The 21060-nt window shown below is 67.4% G+C and carries 18 protein-coding genes; 9 read left to right on the plus strand and 9 right to left on the minus strand.

Annotated elements, in window-relative coordinates:
- Positions 1-131: 131 nt before the first annotated feature.
- The 3 genes from ACIGII_RS03775 to ACIGII_RS03785 form a co-directional block, all read right to left on the minus strand.
- A complete protein-coding gene (locus ACIGII_RS03775) occupies positions 132-770 on the minus strand; it encodes a methylthioribulose 1-phosphate dehydratase (protein WP_399634220.1) in 639 nt (212 codons plus the stop codon).
- A 107-nt stretch (positions 771-877) separates the two neighbouring features.
- Positions 878-2302, minus strand: coding sequence for an amino acid permease (locus tag ACIGII_RS03780; RefSeq protein ID WP_399634219.1), 1425 nt, complete (start codon positions 2300-2302; stop codon positions 878-880).
- Between the two features lie 4 nt (positions 2303-2306).
- A complete protein-coding gene (locus tag ACIGII_RS03785; protein WP_399634217.1) occupies positions 2307-3782 on the minus strand; it encodes an amino acid permease in 1476 nt (491 codons plus the stop codon).
- A 207-nt stretch (positions 3783-3989) separates the two neighbouring features.
- On the opposite strand from ACIGII_RS03785, the gene ACIGII_RS03790 reads away from it, so the two are divergent.
- Positions 3990-4571, plus strand: coding sequence for an NUDIX hydrolase (locus ACIGII_RS03790; RefSeq protein ID WP_399634216.1), 582 nt, complete (start codon positions 3990-3992; stop codon positions 4569-4571).
- 275 nt (positions 4572-4846) lie between these two features.
- On the opposite strand, the gene serA is transcribed toward ACIGII_RS03790, so the two are convergent.
- Positions 4847-6088: a phosphoglycerate dehydrogenase gene (serA, locus tag ACIGII_RS03795; RefSeq protein WP_399634214.1), complete on the minus strand. Its 1242-nt coding sequence runs from the start codon at positions 6086-6088 to the stop codon at positions 4847-4849.
- Positions 6089-6259: 171 nt separating this feature from the next.
- Between serA and ACIGII_RS03800 the strand changes: the two genes are divergently transcribed.
- From ACIGII_RS03800 to ACIGII_RS03815, 4 genes are all read left to right on the plus strand, one after another.
- Entirely contained in the window at positions 6260-7648 is a 1389-nt protein-coding gene (locus ACIGII_RS03800; protein WP_399634212.1) for an FAD-binding oxidoreductase, read from the plus strand.
- A 62-nt stretch (positions 7649-7710) separates the two neighbouring features.
- The gene (locus ACIGII_RS03805; protein ID WP_399634210.1) at positions 7711-8007 is read left to right on the plus strand and encodes a DUF2388 domain-containing protein; all 297 of its coding nucleotides are present in this window, start codon (positions 7711-7713) and stop codon (positions 8005-8007) included.
- Complete coding sequence (locus ACIGII_RS03810) at positions 8007-9797, plus strand: DUF4105 domain-containing protein (protein WP_399634209.1); 1791 nt, start codon at positions 8007-8009, stop codon at positions 9795-9797. Before ACIGII_RS03805 ends, ACIGII_RS03810 begins: the two co-directional genes overlap by 1 nt.
- A gap of 1431 nt (positions 9798-11228) precedes the next feature.
- Entirely contained in the window at positions 11229-11732 is a 504-nt protein-coding gene (locus ACIGII_RS03815) for a hypothetical protein (protein ID WP_399634207.1), read from the plus strand.
- Between the two features lie 77 nt (positions 11733-11809).
- On the opposite strand, the gene yeiP is transcribed toward ACIGII_RS03815, so the two are convergent.
- From yeiP to ACIGII_RS03840, 5 genes are all read right to left on the minus strand, one after another.
- Complete coding sequence (gene yeiP, locus ACIGII_RS03820) at positions 11810-12376, minus strand: elongation factor P-like protein YeiP (protein WP_392917098.1); 567 nt, start codon at positions 12374-12376, stop codon at positions 11810-11812.
- A gap of 30 nt (positions 12377-12406) precedes the next feature.
- Positions 12407-13177, minus strand: a complete 771-nt coding sequence (locus ACIGII_RS03825) for an SDR family NAD(P)-dependent oxidoreductase (protein WP_399634205.1) — start codon at positions 13175-13177, stop codon at positions 12407-12409.
- Between the two features lie 79 nt (positions 13178-13256).
- Entirely contained in the window at positions 13257-15821 is a 2565-nt protein-coding gene (locus ACIGII_RS03830; protein ID WP_399634203.1) for an EAL domain-containing protein, read from the minus strand.
- A complete protein-coding gene (locus tag ACIGII_RS03835) occupies positions 15818-16711 on the minus strand; it encodes a hydroxymethylglutaryl-CoA lyase (RefSeq protein ID WP_399634201.1) in 894 nt (297 codons plus the stop codon). The genes ACIGII_RS03830 and ACIGII_RS03835 overlap by 4 nt, the downstream gene beginning before the upstream one ends.
- A gap of 141 nt (positions 16712-16852) precedes the next feature.
- Entirely contained in the window at positions 16853-17641 is a 789-nt protein-coding gene (locus ACIGII_RS03840) for an enoyl-CoA hydratase-related protein (protein WP_399634200.1), read from the minus strand.
- A gap of 120 nt (positions 17642-17761) precedes the next feature.
- Here ACIGII_RS03840 and ACIGII_RS03845 point away from each other — a divergent pair, with 120 nt between their 5' ends.
- The 4 genes from ACIGII_RS03845 to dapB all read left to right on the plus strand — a co-directional run bounded on the left by ACIGII_RS03845 (position 17762) and on the right by dapB (position 20915).
- Positions 17762-18016 (plus strand): ferrous iron transport protein A, encoded by a 255-nt coding sequence (locus ACIGII_RS03845; RefSeq protein WP_399634198.1) that lies wholly within the window; start codon positions 17762-17764, stop codon positions 18014-18016.
- A complete protein-coding gene (locus ACIGII_RS03850; RefSeq protein WP_399634196.1) occupies positions 18013-19869 on the plus strand; it encodes a ferrous iron transporter B in 1857 nt (618 codons plus the stop codon). The genes ACIGII_RS03845 and ACIGII_RS03850 overlap by 4 nt, the downstream gene beginning before the upstream one ends.
- Positions 19869-20117 (plus strand): DUF6587 family protein, encoded by a 249-nt coding sequence (locus ACIGII_RS03855; protein WP_399634195.1) that lies wholly within the window; start codon positions 19869-19871, stop codon positions 20115-20117. Before ACIGII_RS03850 ends, ACIGII_RS03855 begins: the two co-directional genes overlap by 1 nt.
- Before the next feature lie 69 nt (positions 20118-20186).
- The gene (gene dapB / locus ACIGII_RS03860) at positions 20187-20915 is read left to right on the plus strand and encodes a 4-hydroxy-tetrahydrodipicolinate reductase (protein ID WP_399634193.1); all 729 of its coding nucleotides are present in this window, start codon (positions 20187-20189) and stop codon (positions 20913-20915) included.
- The last annotated feature ends 145 nt before the right edge of the window (positions 20916-21060 follow it).

Raw genomic sequence — 21060 nt, forward strand, 5'->3', positions numbered from 1 at the left:
GGACTTGGGCCGCGCTTGGTCCACATTTTCGGGCGACTAGTTGGGTTGCGCCGGCCGTTGGCCGGCCCCGCCACCGCCTGGGCCGGCCAACGGCCGGCGCTACCGGGGGCCAGGCCCCGGGTCGTCCGTCATCACGGCCCGCGCAGCTTGCGCAGTTCCAGCTCGCAGTGCAGCAGGAACTCGAATGCCTCGAGGTGGCGACGCGCTTCGGCCATGTCCCGGCCCCAGGCGTACAGGCCATGCCCGTCGATCAGGTAGCCCCACATGCAGCCTTCATCCAGCTTCTGCTCGACCTTGGCGGCCAGCTCGTCCATATCCTGGGTGTTGGCGAATACCGGCACGTCCACGGCGGTTTCATGGGTGCTGTTGCCATGGAAGGCCTTCAGCAGCTCATAGCCCTCCAGCCGGATGTGGCCATTGGCGGCATACAGACGCGAGGCGGTAGTCTGCACCAGCGAATGCGTATGCAGCACGCAGCCGATCTCCGGGAAGCGGCGATACAGCTGGGCATGCAGCAGGGTCTCGGCGGACGGGCGCAGCGGTCGGCCCACGGCCTTGCCGTCGAAGTCGACCACCATGATGTCGTCTTCGATCAGGCGGCCCTTGTCCTTGCCGGACACGGTGATCGCCGCATGCTGGTCGTCCAGCCGGTGCGAGAAATTGCTGCTGGTCGCGGGCGTCCAGCCGGCCAGGGCCAGCTCACGGATGTTGTCGATCAGCACCTGGGCCAGGTCGCTCAGGCGAGCCGTGTCGTAGGGGATGTTGTTCATGGGGGCATTTTAACGGCGTCGCGCGTTAAAAGCAGGTTCCCGGGGCGGGGCCCCGGGTGACGACCAACGGTCGTCACCTACCGGATTCCGGGCTGGCCCGGCTCGCGTCAGCCGCGCAGGCGGCTGTGCTTGAAGCTGTAGCCGAAGTAGATGGCGAAGCCGATCACCGTCCAGAGGCCCATCAGCATCCAGTTGTGCAGGGTCATCGCCGACAACAGCGCCAGGCAGCTCAGCACGCCCAGGCTGCAGATCAGCCACGCGGCCGGGATGCGGAACGGGCGCGGCAGGTCCGGCTGGGTGCGGCGCAGGATCAGTACGCCGGCGCAGACCGCAGCGAAGGCGATGAGCGTGCCCATCGAGGTCAGCTCGCCCAGCACGTCCAGCGGGAACAGCGCCGCCAGCAGGGCAATGCCGATGCCGGTAATGACCGTATTGATGTGCGGCGTGCGGTACTTCGGGTGGATGGTGGTGAACACCTTCGGCAACAGACCGTCGTTGGCCATGATCATGAAGATGCGCGGCTGCGCGATCACCATCACCAGCACCACCGAGGACAGCCCGATCAGCGCGCCGATTTCCACCACCACCCGCAGCCAGCCCAGGGTCGGATGGGCGGCCACCGCGGTCACCACCGGCTCATCGGTGCCCAGCAGGGTGTACGGCACCAGGCCGGTCATCACGGCGGCCATGGCGATGTACAGGATCGTGCAGATCACCAGCGACAGCAGCATGCCGATCGGCATGTCGCGCTGCGGCCGGTGCGATTCCTGTGCCGCCACCGACACCGCTTCGAAGCCGATGTAGGCGAAGAACACCATCGCCGCGCCGCGCAGCACGCCTTCGAAGCCGAACTTTCCCGGACCTTCATTGGCCGGGATGAACGGCGTCCAGTTGGCCGGGTCCACGTAGTTCCAGCCGACCACGATCACCAGCACGATCAGGCCGGTTTTGAGGACCACCATCGCCATGTTCATCGCCGAGGACTTGCTGATGCCCACGTAGCACAGCCAGGTCAGCAGCAGGACCAGGATGGCGGCAGGCAGGTTGGCGATGGCGCCGGTGGGACGCAGCTGTGCGTCGAGCGGGGCGCTGACCAGGGCCGATGGCAGGTAGATGTCGAAATGACTGAGCAGGCTCAGGAAGTAGCCGGTCCAGCTGACCGCCACCGCCGACGCCGACACCCCGTATTCCAGCACCAGCATCCAGCCGATGAACCAGGCGGCCAGCTCGCCGAAGGTGGCGTAGGTATAGGTATAGGCGCTGCCGGACACTGGCACCATCGAAGCGAATTCCGCGTAGGCCATGGCGCAGAACGCGCAGCAGATCGCGGCCAGCACGAACGACAGCATGATCGCCGGGCCGGCGTGGTTGGCCGCGGCCTGCCCGGTGATGACGAAGATGCCGCCGCCGATCACCGCGCCGATGCCCAGCGCGGTCAGGCCCCAGGGACCCAGGGTGCGTTTCAGGCTCAGCCCGTTGGCATCTTCATGGGCGGCGTGCGGGTGCTTGGTGGCCCACAGTTGTTTCAGCATGGGATCACGAAACCTTGTTGAGCTTGCTGTGGCGCATGCCATAGCCGAAGTAGATCAGCAGGCCCAGCACGGTCCAGCCGACGAACAGGTGCCAATGCACCACGAACGCCTGCCAGAACAGGAACAGACAGGCCAGCGCGCCGAGCGGGCAGATCAGCCACACGGCCGGCACGCGGAACGGGCGAGTCAGCTCGGGACGGGTATAGCGCAGGACCAAAACGCCCACGCAGACCGTGGCGAACGCCAGCAGGGTTCCCATCGAGACCAGTTCACCCAGCACGTTCAGCGGCATCAGCCCGGCCAAGGCGGCGGCGAGTACGCCGACCACGATGGTGGCCCAGTACGGCGTGCGGAAGCGGGCATGGACCTTGCCGAAGATTTTCGGAATCAGGCCATCGCGTGAGATCGTGTAGGCGATCCGGGTCTGGCCCATCATCATCACCAGCACCACCGAGGACAGGCCGGCGATGGCGCCGATCTCCACGGCGGTTTTCAGCCAGGACAGGCTGGCATACGGTTCCAGCGCGGTGGCTACCGGCTTGTCGGTTCCCAACAGGGTGTACGGCATCATGCCGGTCAGCACCGCGCAGACGATGATGTAGACGATGGTGCACACCGCCAGAGAGCCCAGCAGGCCGATCGGCATGTTGCGCTGCGGGTCCTTGGTTTCGCCGGCGGCGGTGGAAACCGCATCGAAACCGATATAGGCGAAGAACACGATGGTGGCCGCACGGAACACGCCGCTCCAGCCGAACTCGCCGGACACCCCGGTGTTTTCCGGAATGAACGGGGTCCAGTTGGCCATGTCGATGTGCTGCGCACCGAAGCCGATGAACAGGCAGATCACGGTGACCTTGATCGCCACGATGATCGCGTTGACGAAGGCCGACTGGGTCACGCCTACGTACAGCAGCCCGGAGACAGCCGCCACGATCAGCACCGCGGGCAGGTTGAACAGCTTGCCCGACGAAATGAACTCATGGCCGGTCCAGGCGATCGGCGCCGCGCTGAGCGCGTCCGGGAACGGCATGTGCAGGGTGGTGGTAATGAAACTGATCAGGTACGCCGACCAGCCCACCGCGACCGAGGCGGAGGCGAACAGGTACTCCAGCACCAGGCACCAGCCGATGAACCAGGCCATGCCTTCGCCCAAGGTGGCGTAGGAGTAGGAATAGGCGCTGCCGGAGACCGGCATCATGGCGGCGAACTCGGCGTAGCACAGGCCGGCCAGTGCGCAGGCGAAGCCAGCGATGACGAACGAGAGCATGACGGCCGGACCGGCGTGGTTGGCTGCCGCCTGGCCGGTCAGCACGAAGATGCCCGCGCCGATGACCGCGCCGATACCCAGCATGATGAGGTGCTTCGCCGTGAGGGTCCGTTTCAGCGAGGCTTCGCCGTCCAGGCTGCCTTCAATCGGTTCGCCGGCATCGACGTGCCCGGCCGGCTCGACCGGTTTGACCCTCAACAGAGACTTCAGCATGCAGTGCTTCCAGATAATGGTGGGTAGAGCGGGGCGCTGCCCCGCTGCTGGGGGTGTGCGATCCATCGTCGCGCACCCTTGTGTTTGTGGTCGGCCGCCCCAATCGGACGACCCGCTGTACCTTAGCCAAAGCCCGAGCCTGCTTACAAGCGCAAATGCAGCATGCCGGGCGATAATCTGCCAAATCCGCCAGATTGCACGGTTGCCATGTCGTCAAACCCCGAATCCGTTGTAGCACTTGACGCCGCCCTGCGCGGCCAACTGGCCGGGTATGCCCGCCGGCACCCGGAACACGCCGCCTTGGCTGACGAATTCAGCACATTGCTGGACGACCCGGAGAACCCGTTCCTGCGTGAGCGCTTGGCCGGCCATTTCACCGGCAGCGCGTGGCTGGTCAGCGCCGATGGGGAGCGGGTATTGCTGACCCATCACCGCAAGTTGAACCGCTGGCTGCAGCTGGGCGGCCATGCGGATGGCGTTCGCGACCTGGCCAGGGTGGCGCTGACCGAGGCCGAAGAGGAGTCCGGGCTGACCGGGCTGGTGCTGGAGGATGGCGAGCTGTTCGACATCGACAAGCACTGGATTCCCGAGCGCCCTGACGTTCCCGGCCATTGGCACTACGACGCCCGGTATGTGGTGCGGGCGCTCGGAAGTGAGGTCTTCGCGATCAGCGAGGAATCGCTGGCGCTGGCGTGGCGTGAGGTGACGGACGTGGCCAATGCCGCGATCGCGACGCCGGACGGGGATGATTCGCTGCCGCGCATGGCCAAACGATGGTTGGCGCGTTGAGTCCGTACCGACCAACGGTCGGTACCTACCGGCGTGCAACCCCGCCTTGGGTGGCCGTCCCGGGTGCAGTGCATGACGACCATTGTCCATCCAGCCCGACCGGTTGATGACGACCGTTGGTCGTCATGCGCGATACGGTAGATGACGACCGTTGGTCGTCATGCGCGATACGGTAGATGACGACCGTTGGTCGTCATGCCCGGCGCGGTAGATGACGACCGTTGGTCGTCATGCGCGATACGGTAGATGACGACCGTTGGTCGTCATGCCCTGGATCAATACAGAACGCGCGTGCGCAGCGTGCCCGGAATCGCGGCCAGCTCCTCGCGCACGGCGGTGGCCTGGGCCTCGCTGGCGGTGATGTCGATCACCACATAACCGACCTTCGGATCGGTGCGCAGGAACTGGCCGTCGATGTTGACGTTGTGGCGCGAGAAGATCTCGTTGACCTTGGACAGCACGCCGGGCACGTTCTGATGAATGTGCAGCAGGCGCAGGCTGTCTTCGTGTTCGGGCAGGGTCACTTCCGGGAAGTTGACCGCCGACAGGGTGCTGCCGTTGTCGCTGTAACGCACCAGCTTGGCGGCCACTTCCACGCCGATGTTGTCCTGCGCCTCCAGCGTGCTGCCACCCACGTGCGGGGTCAGGATGACATTGTCGTGCGCGGTCAGCGGCGACACGAACGCATCGCCATTGCCCTTGGGTTCCACCGGGAACACGTCCAGCGCCGCGCCCCCGATATGACCCGAGCGCAGCGCCGCGTCCAGCGCATCGATGTCCACCACGGTGCCGCGGGCCGCATTGATCAGGTGCGCGCCCGGGCGCATCTTCGCCAGCTGCGCGGCGCCGATCATCCACTGCGTGGCCGCCGTTTCCGGCACGTGCACGGTGACGATGTCGGCGCGGGCCAGCAGGTCGTCCAGGTCGATCGCGGCACGGGCATTGCCCAGCGAGAGCTTGGTTTCGATGTCGTGGAAGATCACCTGCATGCCCATCGCCTCGGCCATCACCCCGACCTGGGTGCCGATATGGCCGTAACCGATGATGCCCAGGGTCTTGCCGCGCACTTCATGGCTTCCTGCCGCCGATTTCGACCAGCCGCCGCGGTGGCATTCGGCGTTCTTCTGCGGAATGCCGCGGGTCAGCATGATCGCTTCGGCAATGACCAGCTCGGCCACGCTGCGGGTGTTGGAGTAGGGAGCGTTGAAGACCGGAATGCCGGCCAGCTCGGCCGCTTCCAGGTCGACCTGGTTGGTGCCGATGCAGAAGCAGCCCACCGCCATCAACCGCTTGGCATGGGCCAGCACCTCGGCGCTGAGCTGGGTGCGTGAGCGGATGCCCACGATGTGGGCTTCGGCAATGCGCGCCTTGAGTTCGTCTTCGGGCAGCGCCTTGCTGTGCAGTTCGATCTGCGAATAGCCAGCGGCACTGAACACGTCGATGGCCGTCTGGCTGACCCCCTCCAGCAACAGCACGCGGATATCCTGCTTCGGGAACGAGGTCTTCTTCGGCGACATGGGCAAGCGGCAGCATGGGGGCGGGGCTGCCCACTATGCCAGATCGTGACGGGGATGGTGCGGTGCGACATGGGGAGGGTTGACGGTTTCAGATGCGACCAATGGTTGGCGAGGTCGCACGACTGACAGTCGTGCGCTACCCTCTGGGATTGCCTTGGCTCCTCTGTTCATATGACCGATCCGCGCCTTGATTTGCTGTTGCAGGACTGCCCCGGGCTGCGGCTCACGACCGAGCCGGCCGAGCTGGAGCACTACGGGCGCGACTGGACCCGGCGCTGGACCCCGGCGCCGCTGGCCATCGCGCTGCCAGGCAGCGTGGAGGAGGTGCAGGCCATCCTGCGCTGGGCCAGTGCCCAGGGCGTGGCGGTGGTGCCGTCCGGTGGCCGCACCGGCCTGAGCGGCGGCGCGGTCGCGGCTAACGGCGAGCTGGTGCTCAGCCTGGAGCGCATGAACAAGGCGCTGGCCTTCGATGCGGTGGACCGCACGCTCACCGTCCAGGCGGGCACGGCGCTGGAGGCCGTGCACAATGCGGCGCTGGAACATGGCCTGATCTACCCGGTCGACTTCGCCGCACGCGGTTCGTGTTCGATCGGCGGCAACATCGCCACTAACGCCGGCGGCATCCGGGTGATCCGCTACGGCAACACCCGTGAGTGGATCGCCGGGCTGAAGGTGGTCACCGCCAGTGGCGACCTGCTCGAACTGAACAAGGGGCTGATCAAGAATTCCAGCGGCTACGACTTCCGCCAGCTGCTGATCGCGTCGGAAGGCACGCTCGGGGTGATCGTCGAAGCCACCCTCAAGCTCACCGACCCGCCGCCGGCCAGCAATGTGATGCTGCTGGCACTGCCCTCGTTCGAGGTGCTGATGCAGGTGTTCGCGGCGTTCCGTGAGCGGCTGCAGCTGCAGGCGTTCGAGTTCTTCACCGATCGTGCGCTGGAGCACGTGCTGGCGCATGGCGCGCAGGCCCCGTTCGCCGAGGTCCACCCGTTCTACGTGGTGACCGAGTTCGCGGCCGACGACGAAGCGCAGGAGGCGGCGGCGATGGCCGCCTTCGAAACCTGCATGGAGCAGGGTTGGGTCAGCGACGGGGTGATCAGCACCAGCGATGCGCAGGCCGCGCAGCTGTGGCGCCTGCGCGAGGGCATCACCGAAGCGGTGGCGCGGTACAAGCCCTACAAAAACGATGTGTCGGTGCGGATCTCGGCGATGCCCGCGTTCATGGCGCGGACCCAGGCACTGATCGGCGATGCCTATCCCCATTTCGACGTGGTCTGGTTCGGGCATATCGGCGACGGCAACCTGCACATCAACGTGCTCAAGCCCGATGCCACCGATGATGCCCAGTTCCTGCAGCAGTGCGAGCACGTAACCAAGCTGCTGGCGCAGGTGCTGAAGGAGTTCGAGGGCAGCATTTCGGCTGAACATGGCATCGGTCTGGTCAAGAAAGGCTACCTGGACAGCACCCGCGGCGAGGCGGAAATCGCACTGATGAAGGCGGTCAAACGCGCGTTTGATCCCCAAGGGCTGCTGAATCCGGGCAAGGTATTCGACCTGTAGCAGGCGACAGAATTTCACGCAGCCGATACGCTTTGCGCTTTCCTGCCCTGAACGACTCGACCATGACGCGATCGATCCTGCTCCTTGCCGTGCTCGCCCTGCCGCTGTCGGCCTTTGCCTCCAGCTTTGCCGGTTCCTCGGCCGGTTCCGCTTCCGGCGCGTCCTCGGCCGGTTCGTCCAGCTCGGACGATGACAAGGTGGTGGTTGACGCCCGCGAAGACGCCGCTGCATTCGTGGCCACCGACGGTGCCATCCGCGGCGCCCGCCTGGAAGCGGCCCTGCTGCACCTGCGCGAAACCGGCGCCGCCCAGCGCGATGCCAGCGACATGCAGCTGGCCCAGGCCCTGCTGGCCCGCTGATGCACCTGCGTCGCCGGGCCCTGCGCCGGTGCGCGGCGGTCCTGGCGGCGTTGCTGGCCGCCCCGGCTGCCCACGCTGCACTGCAGCTGCAGCTGCAGGCCGATGGGCTGCACCCGGACCAGGTCGCCAAAGCGAGCCTTGTAGTGCAGCAGGCGCACGCGTTGCTGCCCGACACATGGCGGCAGCGCTTCGTGGCTCCGGTCACCGTGGCCTGGTCGGACCGACTGCCCGAGGACGTGCACGGGCGCGCCCGCCAGGGGGCGATCACCCTTCGAAGAAGCCTGCTGGATGAGGTTCAGCCCGGCCACGCCCTGCCTCGCGCGGTGCAGGCCGCGCTGATCCACGAGTTGACCCATGTGCTGGACCGTGCCGCCGACGGCGGCTGGTCCTACAGCGCCCGCTGGCGTGACCTGGCCGGCTGGCAGCAGCGCCCGTGGCGCTGGGGACGCGGGGCCAACGCGTTCACCGAACGCAGCCCCGATCCCTATGAGCGCTACAGCCCGGCCGAATACCTGGCGGTCAACGCCGAGCATTACCTGCTGGATGCCGAGTACGCCTGCCGACGCCCGGCGTTGGCGGCGTGGTTTGCGGACCATATCGGCCCAGGTCCGCAGGCTGCCTGCGATCCACGCGTGGCGCTGGTGCAGGCCGGCGATGTCACCGGCGAAGCGTCGTTGCTGGAGCTGGATCCGCAGCGCGTGTATGCGGTGGATTACCTGCTGGCCGAGGGCAACGACCAGCTGATGAGCCGCTGGGGCCATAGCATGCTGCGGCTGGTGATCTGTGCGCCGGGAAGGCCGCGTGGTCCGGACTGCCGGCTGGACCTGGCCCATCACCGGGTGTTGTCGTTCCGCGCCTTCGTCGGTGACGTGCAGATTTCCAGCTGGCGCGGCCTGACCGGCGCCTATCCGTCGCGCCTGTTCGTGCTGCCGTTCAACCAGGTCATCAACGAGTACACCCAGCTGGAGCTGCGCGGACTGCAGTCGGTACCGCTGGCGCTTGCGCCGGAGGACATCGCCAGCCTGCTCGAACGCGTGGGACAGGTGCACTGGAGCTACGACGGGCGCTACCGCTTCATCAGCAACAACTGCGCGGTGGAAACCGGCAAGCTGCTGCAGGAAGGCGTGCCGCGCTGGGCCGATCCCGGACTGAACCGGCTCAGCCCGGGCGGCCTGCTGCGCCGACTGACGCGTGAAGGGCGCGCCGATGCCACGGTGCTGGTTGATCGCCGTGAGGCGATGCGCCAGGGCTATTACTTCCCGTCGGCGCAGGTGCACTACCAGCAGTTGTTTGATGTGGCGCGTGCGGAGCTTGACCTGCCTACCCGCAACGTCAGCACCTGGTTGCAGCTGCCGGCCGCGCAGCGCGCTGCATGGGCCGAGCGCGGTGGACTGCGCGCGACGTCAGCGTTGCTGCTGCTGGAGCAGGCCGCGCGCTACCGCGAAGAGCTGCGCGCGCGCGACGGGCTCAAGCGCGCGCTGGGCATGGCGGGCGAGGGCGGCGACAGCGCACTGGCCGCGCTGCTGGCACTGCTGGACGATGCCGGGCAGCTGGTCAATCCGGCGGGGCTGGTGGACAGCGGAGGGTATGGCCTGCCCATCGGCGAGGAACGCGCAGCCGCAGCCGCCGCGACCCGGCGAATCAGCGCACGCGGCGTGCCAGCCTGGGCGCAGCTGCAGGCGCAGATGCGGGCGAGGTTGCCGGCGGCGCAACAGCGCGAATTGCTGACGATTGATGACACCCTGGCAACGCTGGGCGACCGGATGCGCCAACTGGCGCGCGAGGGCTGACGGCGACGGCGACGGCGACGTCCAGGGCCGACGCCAATGCAACACCAATGCCAACGCCAACGCCGATAGAGCCAGGCCCTGCCTGGCTGAATGTCGGATCGCGACGTCGTCCTACTTTGCGCGAAGGGCAGCCAGGCAGCGCCTGGCTCTACCTCGCAAGCGAATGCAGAACGACCACCAATCGCTCCGGAGACCGGGATGAGACCAGCACGTCGTGGCTGGTTCGCGTTGGAATGAAAACTCGGCTCCGTTTGCCCGCCGTTGCTGCGAAGACCGGTCGCGCGGTGGAGGTCGAGAACCAACCCAGGTGAACGCCGGGAAGGCCGATCCCATTCTTTCGCCATCGGAGTTTCGGAGGGTCATTGAAGCCCAAGGCTTGAGCGTCCGCCGCTCGGACATCTGCGATAGGAATTATCCGCCTGTATGGGAAGACGCCTACGGAGAGCTCCGTCTCGGTAATCTTGATCGTGCAGCAGAGCATGCTTCCAATCAAATACAGGACAAGTAGTACAGCCACAATCAGCCCGAATCCCGACCCGGTACCGTAGTCATGGACGAAGAAGAAGCCGGTGGCCGCGACCAGCAGTACAGCTACCGACCCAAGCGACCATGGGTTTATCAACGGTATGCGTTCGTTCCAGAGAATAGACGGGCTCACTTGCTGACTCCCGCTGCCCGCGCAGCGTACTGTGTAGCGACATCGACAAGCTCTTTGTCGTTGGATGGTGAGCCGGACAGATAGCCGCACGTTCGAAGTGCAGAAATGATTGCCGTGCTCTCAGCCCTGAGCAGCCTCAGAATTCCCTCTCGGGCAATGCCTTCGTCTCCGGTGAGCGACGCAATCTTCAACGTTCTCTCATAGTCTTGCATGAGGTCGGGATCTAGTCGGGAAATTCGCCTTCCCGGAGAGTCTCGTTGATGATCGTGGGTTCGACTGAAAACAGCAGTCCCTGCAGGACGCATTACATTTGTTTGTAGGGAGAATCGTAAGGCTTGTTGGCTGGACACCTGTCTGCATGTTTCTCTCCGCAGCTGTGTTGGCTGAGATCTGAATCTGCATCAAACCTAAGTCGAAAACTGCCGACGCGTTCTCACCGTTGCTGATGCGCGTCATCTACGACATGTTGTGGCGCTATTCGCAGCTGATCCTCCACGGTGTGCTGGAGGCCAGAATGGACGACGAGCGTCCTGGGCGTTGTTGGGTCTGCGCGTAACTGAGGGAGCTCGTTGTCGAGTGTTGAAACGCTTGCTTGGTTGGGGAACCGAATGCGCCAACTGGCCCGGGACCAAGGGTAGGGACACGCCATGCGCGTCCGCGCGGTGCCGCACGTAAGCAGACACGCATGGCGCATCCCTACGCATTTCACCCGCGGTCACACCCGCAGGGCTAGGATCAGGGGCGGATCCAGAACATCGGCAAAGGAGTCGAACATGCGAATTTCTCCCCTTGTCTTGAGCGCGGCCGCGGCCCTCGGGCTGGCGGCCTGCCAGCCTGCGCAGCAGGCGGACTCAGCAGCGGCCGACCCGGCGGTCGGGACGCCTGCGCCGGCCGAGGCCCCTGCGGCGGATGCGGGTGGGTCGTTGGCGCCTGCGGCGCCCGCTGGCGGAACCGAGGCGCCGCCGGCCTTCCGCGCCACCGGCAACGAGCCGGGTTGGCTGGCGCAGGTCAGCGACGGGCCCAATCCGGTGCTGCGCGTGGAGACCGGCTACGGTGAGCAGAAGTACGAAATCGCCTCGCCCACGCAGGGCAAGGACGGGTGGTCGGGCAAGGCCGCCGACGGTACCGAGATCAAGCTGAGTTACCAGCCCACGGTGTGCCAGGACAACATGAGCGGTCAGGAATTGGGCGCCACGGTGATGCTCACCGTGGGCGCCCGCCAATACCATGGGTGTGGCGAATTCGCCGGTGCGCCGGCGCAGAGCACGCGTCCCTGAGCGTAGCGACACGCCATGCGTGTCCCACGCAATGCCGAACGATAAAGAAAGCCGGGCAGGGCCCGGCCCTACCTCGGTCAATCCGCGCGACCTGCGAACTCGCCCGTTGCGGTATTCACCAGCACGCGTTCGCCGTTGGTGATGTACTCCGGCACCATGATCTCGATCCCGGTGCTCAGCTTGGCCGGCTTCGGGCGCTTGGTCGCGGTGCCGCCCTTCATTTCCGGCGGGGTTTCCACCACTTCCAGCACCACGCTGCTCGGCAGCTGCACGGCCACCGGCTGGTCGTCGATCACCTGCACGTAGATGCCGGTCAGGCCGTCGGTGATGTAGCCAGCGTCGTCGCCGATCACGTCCGCGTCCAGCGTGTACGGGGTGTAATCCTCATCGTCCATGAACACGAACGCATCGCCGTCCTTGTACGAATAGGTCGACTGGCGGCGCAGCAGTTCCACTTCCGGCAGGTTGTCGTCGGCGTCGAAGCTGGCATCGAGCTTGTTGCCGCCCGGCACGCTGTACATGATGAAGCGGAAGCGCACGTTGCCGCCGCGGCCCTGCGGCGAGCTGCGCTCGATGTCGCGGATCTGGTAGACGCCGTTGTTGTATTCGACGACGTTGCCTTTCTTGATGTCGTTGGCTTTCATTGGATGACGATCGGTCAGTGAGGGTGGGGATTACTTGGGTGCCAGCCGCACCGCACCGTCCAGGCGGATGGTCTCGCCGTTGAGGTAGGTGTTGCTGAGGATGTGGCCGACCAGGCCGGCGAAATCGTCCGGCTTGCCCAGGCGCGGCGGGAACGGGATGGAGGCGGCCAGGGATTCCTGCACCGCCGGCGGCATGCCATCAACCATCGGGGTCCAGAAGATACCCGGGGCGATGGTCATCACGCGGATGCCGAAGCGCGACAGTTCGCGTGCCATCGGCAGGGTCATGCCGACCACCCCGCCCTTGGAGGCGGCATACGCGGCCTGGCCGATCTGGCCTTCGTACGCGGCCACGCTGGCGGTGTTGATGATCACCCCACGCTCGCCGTCGTCGCCGGCGGCGTTGTGCTGCATGCGGTTGGCGGCCGCTTTGGCGACGTTGAAGCTGCCGACCAGGTTGACCATGACCGTGTTCTGGAAGGTGGCCAGGGGCATCGGCGCCTCCTTGCCCAGCACGCGGCCCGCGCCCAGGATGCCGGCGCAGCTGACCACGGCATTGAGGCCGCCGAGAAAGTCGTGCGCCGCATCGATCTGCGCGGCAACGGCGGCTTCATCGCTGACATTGGTGCTGAAATAGCGGGCGTGGTCCGCGCCAAGTTCCTCGACGGCGGCCGCGCCTTTCTCATCATTGAGGTCGAACAGGGCCACGCGGCCGCCCTGGGCCACCAGGTGCCGGGCCACCGACAGGCCCAGGCCGGAGACACCGCCGGTGACGACGGCGCGTACGGAAGACAGCTGCATTGCACGATCCCGCAGGTTCAAGAGCCGCCGATTCTAGCGGATATGACCGGATTCGCCGTTGTGCAGCGCAGGCCCATGCTCAGCGGCGCGGGGCCAGGCGGCGGGCGAACTCGTCCGCCGCCAGCCCGGGCGCGAACAGGAAGCCCTGGCCGACGGTGACCCCCATGTCATGCAGGAACCGGCGCTGCTCCTCCGATTCGATGCCTTCGGCGACCAGCCCCAGGCCAAGGCTGCGCGCGATCCCGCAGACCGCTTCGCACACCGCCACGTCCGACCGGTTGCCGGGCACGCCTTCGACGAACATCTGGCTGAGCTTGAGCCCGTGGATCGGCAGCCGGCGCAGGTAGTTGAGGGCGCTGTAGCCCTCGCCGAAGTCGTCGATGGTCAGCAATACCCCCATGTCGCGCAGGCGCGCGAAGGTCTGCAGGGTGTCGGGCGCATCCTCGATCAGCACGCGCTCGGTGAACTCCAGCTCCAGCGCGCTGCCGGGCAGTCCGTACTGGTCAAGCGCCTGGCGTACGTTGCGGGCCAGGTCTTCGCCGACGAACTGGCGGTAGGACACGTTGACCGCGACCCGCACGATGCCCAGCCCGGCGTCCTGCCACTGCCGCACCTGCCGGCAAGCTTCGTTGAGCACCCACAGCCCGATGCGGACGATGTCGCCGGTGCTTTCGGCGTGCCCGATGAAGATGTCCGGGCGCAGTTCGCCCAGCTGCGAGTTGCGCCAGCGGATCAAGGCCTCGGCCGCCACCAGCTGGCCGCTGTGCAGGTTGACCTGCGGCTGGTAGACGAGATGGAACTCGTCATCGTCCAGGGCGCGGTGCAACCGGCTTTCGATCTGCAGGCGGTCGTGCTGGCGCTGCGCCAGCTCCGGTGAGAACACCTGCCAGCCGTTGCGGGTGCGCCGCTTGCAGTCGTACATGGCGATGTCGGCGTTCTGGATCAGCTGCTGCGGGCGCAGCCCGTCCTGCGGCGCGCGGGCGATACCGATGCTGGTGGTCACCGCGAACTCGTCGCTGCCGAAGCGGAACGGGGTGGAGAAGGCGCGGGTGATCGCTTCGGCCAGGCGTTCGGGTTGGTCCGGCTGGTCGCGGGTGTCGCAGACCACCAGGAATTCATCGCCGCCAAAGCGGGCCAGCAATCCTTCCGTGCCGATCGCGGTGGAGATGCGGCGGGTGGCATCGATCAGCAGTTCGTCACCGGCGTTGTGGCCCAGCAGGTCGTTGACGGTCTTGAAGCGGTCCAGGTCGATGTACAGCACCCCGACCCGGCAATGGGTGGGGCTGCCCATGCGCGTGGCCAGGTCGGTGAGCACCGCGTCGCGGTTCATGATGCCGGTGAGCGGGTCGGTGCGGGCCTGGATGCGCAGGGTTTCCTCGGCATGCTTGCGCGAGGTGATGTCCTGCACGGTGCCGGCGATGCGTGCGGCGTTGACGTCGCCGGCCTCGGCTTCGCCGATCATGCGCACCCAGAACGAATGGCCGTCGCTGCGCTGGCCCTGCAGTTCCAGCTCGAACGGCAGCTGGCGGTCGATCACGTCCAGCAATGCCTGCTGCAGCTGCGAACGATCATCCACGCGCAGGCAGTCCAGCAGCTCGGCCATGTCCTGCAGCGGCAGCGCCTGGCCGAGGATGCGTGCCGCTTCGTCGGTCAGGTAGAGACGCTGCAGGCCACGGTCCCACTCCCAGCCGCCAATGTGCGCCAGCGACTGCGCGCGGTCGAACAGGGTGTTGTTGCGCTTGAGCTCGGTGATGTCGCTGAACAACGCGAACACGTGATCGGGGATGTCGCGGCCGTTGCCGTAGACCGGCACGTTGGTGGTGGAGATCCAGATCATGCGCCCGCGCGGCCGGTGGTACAGGCCCACGATGGTGCTGCGGATGATGCGCCCGCGGTGCAGCGATTCGCTGGCCGGCCACTGCTCGCGCGTCAGCGGGTGGCCGTGCTCGTCGACGCTGATCCAGTCATCCGGGGCCAGCATCGCCTGGAGGCTGCCGCCGTTGCCCTGGGTTCCCAGGATGCGGTGCGCGGCCGGATTGGCCGACACCACGCGCAGGTTGCGGTCGAACAGGATGACGCCCTTGTCGATCGATTCCATCAACAGCCGGTAGCGCGATTCGGCCTGCCAGCGGCTGCTCAGGTCGCGCGCCACCGCCACGATGCAGTGCTCACCCTGGTGTTCGAACCCGGCCGAATGCACCTCGACCGGGAAGCGGCTGCCGTCGCCGCGCATGTTGGTGACTTCGATGACGTAGGTTTCGCCGCGGCGCAGCGCTTCCCAGACCGGGTCGAGGTGGTCGCTGGGCAGGTCCGGGTTGAGCAGCTCGATCGGCTGCCCGACGATGTCCTCGCGGCTGCGCCCATAGGCGCGCACGCCCGCCGTGTTGAGGTCCAGCACCACCCCGGATTGGCTGAGGATGCTGACCGGGTCGGGCACGGCGTCGAACAGCGCCGCGTAACGCCGCAGCGCCAGCTGGCGTTCGTCCATGGCTTCCTGCAGCGCCTGCTGCACGTCGCGCAGCAATGCGTGCACGTCTTCGCCGGGCGGTTGCGCCAGCGCCTGTTCCAGCGCCGCCAGGGCATGCACGTGCGCGGCGAGGTGGTCACCGACCGCAGCATCCATGCGCGGGCGGCGGCGGCTCATGCGGTGGCCAGCGCCCTTCCGGCCTTGCTGCCGGTTTCGCGGCCGAGCCGCGCGGCCAGCCAGCGGCCGGTGGCGGCCAGCGCCGGCAGGTCGATGCCGGTGCGCATGCCAATCCCGTGCAGCAGGTACACCACGTCCTCGCTGGCCACGTTGCCGCTGGCGCCCTCGGCATAGGGGCAGCCGCCCGCGCCGGACACGGCCGAATCCACCACCCGCACGCCTTCTTCCAGGCACGCGTCGATATTGGCCAGGGCCTGGCCGTAGGTGTCGTGGAAATGCACGGCCAGCGCCGGCATCGGGACTTCCGTGGCCACCGCGCGCAGCATCGCGCGCGCGTTGCGCGGGGTGCCCACGCCGATGGTGTCGCCCAACGAGATTTCGTAACAGCCCATCTGGTGCAGCGCGCGGGCGACCCGCACCACCTCGCTGACCGCCACCTCGCCCTGGTAGGGGCAGCCAAGCACGGTGGAGACATAGCCGCGCACCTTGACCCCGTCGGCGCGGGCGCGCTCGAGGATCGGCGCGAAGCGGGCCAGCGATTCGTCGATGCCGGCATTGGTGTTGGTGCGGTTGAAGGTTTCCGAGGCGGCGGTGAACACCGCCACTTCCTCCACGCCCACGGCACGGGCGCGGTCGTAGCCCTGTTCGTTGGGTACCAGCACGGGGTAGGCGATGCCTGGCCGGCGTTCGATGCCGGCATAGACCTCGGCGGCGTCGGCCAGCTGCGGCACCCAGCGCGGGCTGACGAAACTGGTCGCTTCGATGGTGCGCAGGCCGGTCTGCGAAAGCTGCCGGATCAGTTCGATCTTGTCGGCGGTGGCGACCGGCTGCGCTTCGTTCTGCAGCCCGTCGCGCGGCCCGACTTCGACGATGCGGACGAAGTCATCCATGACGGCGGGCCGGGCGGGCGGGCAACGAGCGGAACTCAAGTGCGATCACGGAACATCCTGGAGGTAAGTATCGGCGCAGTTCCCTGGCGGGCCACGACAGGGAGATACGCGGGATGGGAGGCAAAGCGGCCAGCGGCCGCATCAATCCTGGCTGACCCAGTGCGGCGCGCGCTTGTCCAGGAACGCGCCGAGGCCTTCCTGGCCCTCGGCAGACACCCGCAGGCGCGCGATCAGCGCAGCGTTGTCGCGATCCAGCGCATCGCGATCGTGGCCGCCGGCGACCCGCCAGACCAGCTGCTTGGCCGACGCCGAGGCGACCGGCCCGGCCTTGTCGAGCAGGCCGAGCTGGCGCTGCACGGCTTCATCGATGCGTTCAGGTTCCACCAGCTGGTGCACCAGCCCGATCCGCAGCGCGGTGTCGGCGTCGAAGTGCTCGCCGGTGGCGAACCAGCGCCGGGCCTGGCGAGGGCCGATCGCGTCGATCACGTAGGGGGAGATCACCGCAGGAAGCAGCCCCAGTCGGCTTTCGGTCAGGCCGAAGCGGGCGCTGGTGCTGGCGATGGCAATGTCGCAGCAGGCCACCAGGCCCACCCCGCCGCCGAAGGCGGCGCCGTGCACGCGGGCGATGGTCGGCTTGGGCAGCTCGTCCAGGGTACGCATCAGCCGCGCCAGGGCCAGCGAGTCCTGGCGGTTGTCTTCTTCACTGGCAGCGGCCATGCCGCGCATCCACTGCATGTCCGCGCCGGCCGAGAACGAGGCGCCGGTAGCGGCCAGCACCACCGCCCGCACCTGCGGGTCGCGCCCGGCCGCGTCCAGCGCGGCGGTGAGCGCGGCGATCAGGCCGGCGTCGAAGGCGTTGTGCAGGGTGGGGCGGTCCAGCCACAGGGTCAGCACCGCGGCGCTGCGTTCGATCCGTAAGGCATCACTCATCTTGGGGGCCTGCGCCTGCTTCATACATGTATGGATCATAGCGGGCCACGCGGGCCGGGCCATGACGCGGCGCGGCGATGCTAGAATTGATAACCATTCTTATCGACCAGAAGGCGACCTGTGACGTTGTCCGATCTGCCGCTGCACGCGTCCGCCCTGGTGGAGTCGGTGTGCGAACTTCATGCAAACGACGCCATTGCCCGCCGGCTCCAGGAGCTGGGATTCGTGAAGGGGGAAGACGTGCGCCTGGTCGCCCGGGGTCCCATCGGCGGGGAACCGCTGCTGGTGCAGGTCGGGTTCACCCGTTTCGCGCTACGCCTGGCCGAGGCGGCGCGTATCGAAGTCACCGCGCACGCTGCGGGAGCGGTGGCATGAACGCCGCGGCCACCCTGCGCGTTGCCCTGGTCGGCAACCCCAACAGCGGCAAGACCGCGCTGTTCAACCAGCTCACCGGCAGCCGCCAGAAGGTCGCCAATTACACCGGCGTCACCGTGGAACGCAAGGAAGGCCGCCTGCGCGCGCCGTCCGGGCGCGAATTCGCCGTGCTCGACCTGCCGGGTGCCTACAGCCTGCAGCCTGCCAGCCTGGACGAGGCAATCACCCGCGACCTGTGCCGGGGCTTCTACCCGGGCGAGGCGGCACCGGACGTGCTGTTGTGCGTGATCGACGCGACCAACCTGCGCCTGCACCTGCGTTTTGCGCTGGAACTGCGTGAGCTGGGCAAGCCGATGATCGTGGCGCTGAACATGGTGGATGCGGCCCAGCGCCGCGGCATCAGGATCGACGTGCCGGCGCTGGAGCAGGCGCTGGGCGTGCCGGTGGTGGAAACCGTGGCGGTGCGCCGCAACGGCGCGCAGGCGCTGGTGGAACGGCTGGACGCGATGGTGCCGCACCTGGGCGCACCGGTGGCGGCCGCCGCCGCCGCGCAGGACTACCACGTGCAGGTGCGCGGCATCCTGGCCTCGGCGGTGAGCATGCCCACCCGCACCGCGAAGATCGACGACGCACTGGACCGCTGGCTGCTGCACCCGGTGTTCGGGCTGGTGACCCTGGCGGTGGTGATGTTCCTGATCTTCCAGGCGGTGTACGCCTGGGCCACGCCGGTGATGGACCTCATCGATGCCGGCACGGCCGCCCTCGGCGAATGGGTGGGGGGCACACTGCCGGCCGGCCCGCTCAACAGCCTGCTCACCGACGGCATCATTGCCGGCGTGGGCGGGGTGGTGATCTTCCTGCCACAGATCCTGATCCTGTTCGCCTTCATCCTGGCGCTGGAAGAGTCCGGCTACCTGCCGCGCGCAGCGTTCCTGCTCGACCGCATGATGGCCGCGGCCGGCCTGTCCGGGCGGTCGTTCATCCCGCTGTTGTCCAGCTTCGCCTGCGCGGTGCCGGGCATCATGTCGACCCGCAGCATCCAGGACCCGCGCGACCGCCTGGCCACCATCCTGGTGGCGCCGTTGATGACCTGTTCGGCGCGGTTGCCCGTGTATGCGCTGCTGATCGGCGCGTTCATTCCCCAGAAGACCGTATGGGGCGTGTTCAACCAGCAGGGCCTGGTGCTGTTTGGGCTGTACGCGGCCGGCATCGTCAGCGCGCTGGCCATGTCCTGGACCATGAAGAAGTGGCGCCGCGACAAGAGCGAGCACCCGCTGATGCTGGAGCTGCCGTCCTACCGCCTGCCGCACCCGCGCGACCTGGCGGTGGGCCTGTACGAACGCGGCATGATCTTCCTCAAGCGCGTGGGCGGCATCATCCTGGCGCTGACCATCCTGCTGTGGTTCCTGCTGTCCTTCCCCGGCGCGCCCGCCGACGCCACGATGCCGGCGATCGACTACAGCTTTGCCGGCCGGATCGGCCATGCCATGGCGGTGTTCTTCGCCCCGCTGGGCTTCAACTGGCAGATCTGCATCGCGCTGATTCCAGGCCTGGCCGCACGCGAAGTGGCGGTGGCCTCCCTGGCCACCGTGTACGCGCTGTCGGCTGCCGATGACGACGCCGCCAGCCAGGCGCTGACCCCGCTGATCAGCGACGGCTGGTCGCTGGCCACGGCCTTGTCGCTGCTGGTCTGGTACATCTACGCGCCAATGTGCATTTCCACCCTGGCCACGATCAAGCGCGAAACCAACTCGTGGAAACAGATGGGGTTTGCCACCTTCTACCTGTTCGCTGCGGCCTATATCGCGTCGCTGGTCACCTACCAGGTCAGCGTGGCGCTGGGAGGCGGCTGATGGAGACGGGCCTGCTGCTGCAGTACGCGGTGATCGCCCTGGCCGTGCTGGTCAGCGCGTGGGTCGTGCTGAAGAAGCAGTTCCCGGGCACCGTGCGCAGGGCGCGCGGCGCGATCGCGCTGGGGCTGGTGAAGCCGCGGCGCGCCCGCTGGCTGCAGGCGCTGGGGCGGAGGATTGCCCCGCCCGCCAGCGGTGGCGGTGGCGCCTGCGGTGGGTGCGACAGCTGCGGGCCGACCAAGCCGCGCTAGCGCACCGGACGCGTACCCGCCAATGGTGGGTACCTACCGTTTGCAGGGGCTTTCCTTTAGCCTTCGGGCATGACTACTCCCCCCGTTCGTTTGCTCATCCATGGTGCGTCCGGCCGCATGGGCCAGGCCCTGCTGCGCCTGGCCGCCGAGCGCGACGACCTGCAGGTCGTTGCCGCCATCACCCGTCGTTCCCCGACCCAGCGCGTGGTCGACGGCGTACCGCACTTCGCCGCCAGCGAACTGCACGGCGTGCCGCAGTTCGACGTGGCCATCGACTTCAGCCTGCCGGAAGGATTCGACCCGGTGCTGGCCCTGTGCGTGGAGCGCGGGGCAGGGCTGGTCTCGGGAACCACCGGCATCAGCGAGTCCCAGCGCCAGGCGCTGATCCAGGCCGCGAGCCGGGTCCCGCTGGTGTGGGCATCGAACTTCTCGCTCGGCGTGGCGGTGCTCGATGAGCTGGTCGAGCGCGCTGCCGCGGCCCTGGCGGGCTGGGATTGCGACATTGTCGAATCGCACCACGTGCACAAGCAGGATGCGCCTTCCGGCACGGCGCTCACCCTCGGCGCCGCGGCGCAGAAGGGCGGGGCAACCCCGCATTACGCCAGCCTGCGCGCCGGCGACATCGTCGGCGAGCACCTGGTGCAGTTCACCGGCCTGGGCGAGCGGGTCGAGCTGACCCACCGCGCGACCAATCGCGACATCTTCGCGCGGGGCGCGCTGTTTGCCGCCGTTCAGCTGAATGGGCGCGCCGCGGGGAGTTATCGGGTCCGGGATCTGCTGGCGGGGCAAGGTAGCTGAACGAGGCCGACGCCGCGTGGGACACGCACGGCGTGTCTCTACCAGCGTAGTGACACGCCACGCGTGTCAACGCCATGCCCCTGCGCCCGCGCAGGCCCGCCACGCGTGCCCGCGCGGACCTTGATCGCCCGCGGCGCGCTGAATA

Source organism: Stenotrophomonas sp. NPDC077420, from assembly GCF_044543385.1.
Classification (GTDB): Bacteria; Pseudomonadota; Gammaproteobacteria; order Xanthomonadales; family Xanthomonadaceae; genus Stenotrophomonas.

What these genes read in the sequence shown, in the direction of transcription:
- ACIGII_RS03775 (WP_399634220.1), bottom strand. Translation starts at nt 770, where the DNA reads ATGAACAACATCCCCTACGACACGGCTCGCCTGAGCGACCTGGCCCAG.
- ACIGII_RS03780 (WP_399634219.1), bottom strand. Translation starts at nt 2,302, where the DNA reads ATGCTGAAACAACTGTGGGCCACCAAGCACCCGCACGCCGCCCATGAA.
- ACIGII_RS03785 (WP_399634217.1), bottom strand. Translation starts at nt 3,782, where the DNA reads ATGCTGAAGTCTCTGTTGAGGGTCAAACCGGTCGAGCCGGCCGGGCAC.
- ACIGII_RS03790 (WP_399634216.1), top strand. Translation starts at nt 3,990, where the DNA reads ATGTCGTCAAACCCCGAATCCGTTGTAGCACTTGACGCCGCCCTGCGC.
- serA (WP_399634214.1), bottom strand. Translation starts at nt 6,088, where the DNA reads ATGTCGCCGAAGAAGACCTCGTTCCCGAAGCAGGATATCCGCGTGCTG.
- ACIGII_RS03800 (WP_399634212.1), top strand. Translation starts at nt 6,260, where the DNA reads ATGACCGATCCGCGCCTTGATTTGCTGTTGCAGGACTGCCCCGGGCTG.
- ACIGII_RS03805 (WP_399634210.1), top strand. Translation starts at nt 7,711, where the DNA reads ATGACGCGATCGATCCTGCTCCTTGCCGTGCTCGCCCTGCCGCTGTCG.
- ACIGII_RS03810 (WP_399634209.1), top strand. Translation starts at nt 8,007, where the DNA reads ATGCACCTGCGTCGCCGGGCCCTGCGCCGGTGCGCGGCGGTCCTGGCG.
- ACIGII_RS03815 (WP_399634207.1), top strand. Translation starts at nt 11,229, where the DNA reads ATGCGAATTTCTCCCCTTGTCTTGAGCGCGGCCGCGGCCCTCGGGCTG.
- yeiP (WP_392917098.1), bottom strand. Translation starts at nt 12,376, where the DNA reads ATGAAAGCCAACGACATCAAGAAAGGCAACGTCGTCGAATACAACAAC.
- ACIGII_RS03825 (WP_399634205.1), bottom strand. Translation starts at nt 13,177, where the DNA reads ATGCAGCTGTCTTCCGTACGCGCCGTCGTCACCGGCGGTGTCTCCGGC.
- ACIGII_RS03830 (WP_399634203.1), bottom strand. Translation starts at nt 15,821, where the DNA reads ATGAGCCGCCGCCGCCCGCGCATGGATGCTGCGGTCGGTGACCACCTC.
- ACIGII_RS03835 (WP_399634201.1), bottom strand. Translation starts at nt 16,711, where the DNA reads ATGGATGACTTCGTCCGCATCGTCGAAGTCGGGCCGCGCGACGGGCTG.
- ACIGII_RS03840 (WP_399634200.1), bottom strand. Translation starts at nt 17,641, where the DNA reads ATGAGTGATGCCTTACGGATCGAACGCAGCGCCGCGGTGCTGACCCTG.
- ACIGII_RS03850 (WP_399634196.1), top strand. Translation starts at nt 18,013, where the DNA reads ATGAACGCCGCGGCCACCCTGCGCGTTGCCCTGGTCGGCAACCCCAAC.
- ACIGII_RS03855 (WP_399634195.1), top strand. Translation starts at nt 19,869, where the DNA reads ATGGAGACGGGCCTGCTGCTGCAGTACGCGGTGATCGCCCTGGCCGTG.
- dapB (WP_399634193.1), top strand. Translation starts at nt 20,187, where the DNA reads ATGACTACTCCCCCCGTTCGTTTGCTCATCCATGGTGCGTCCGGCCGC.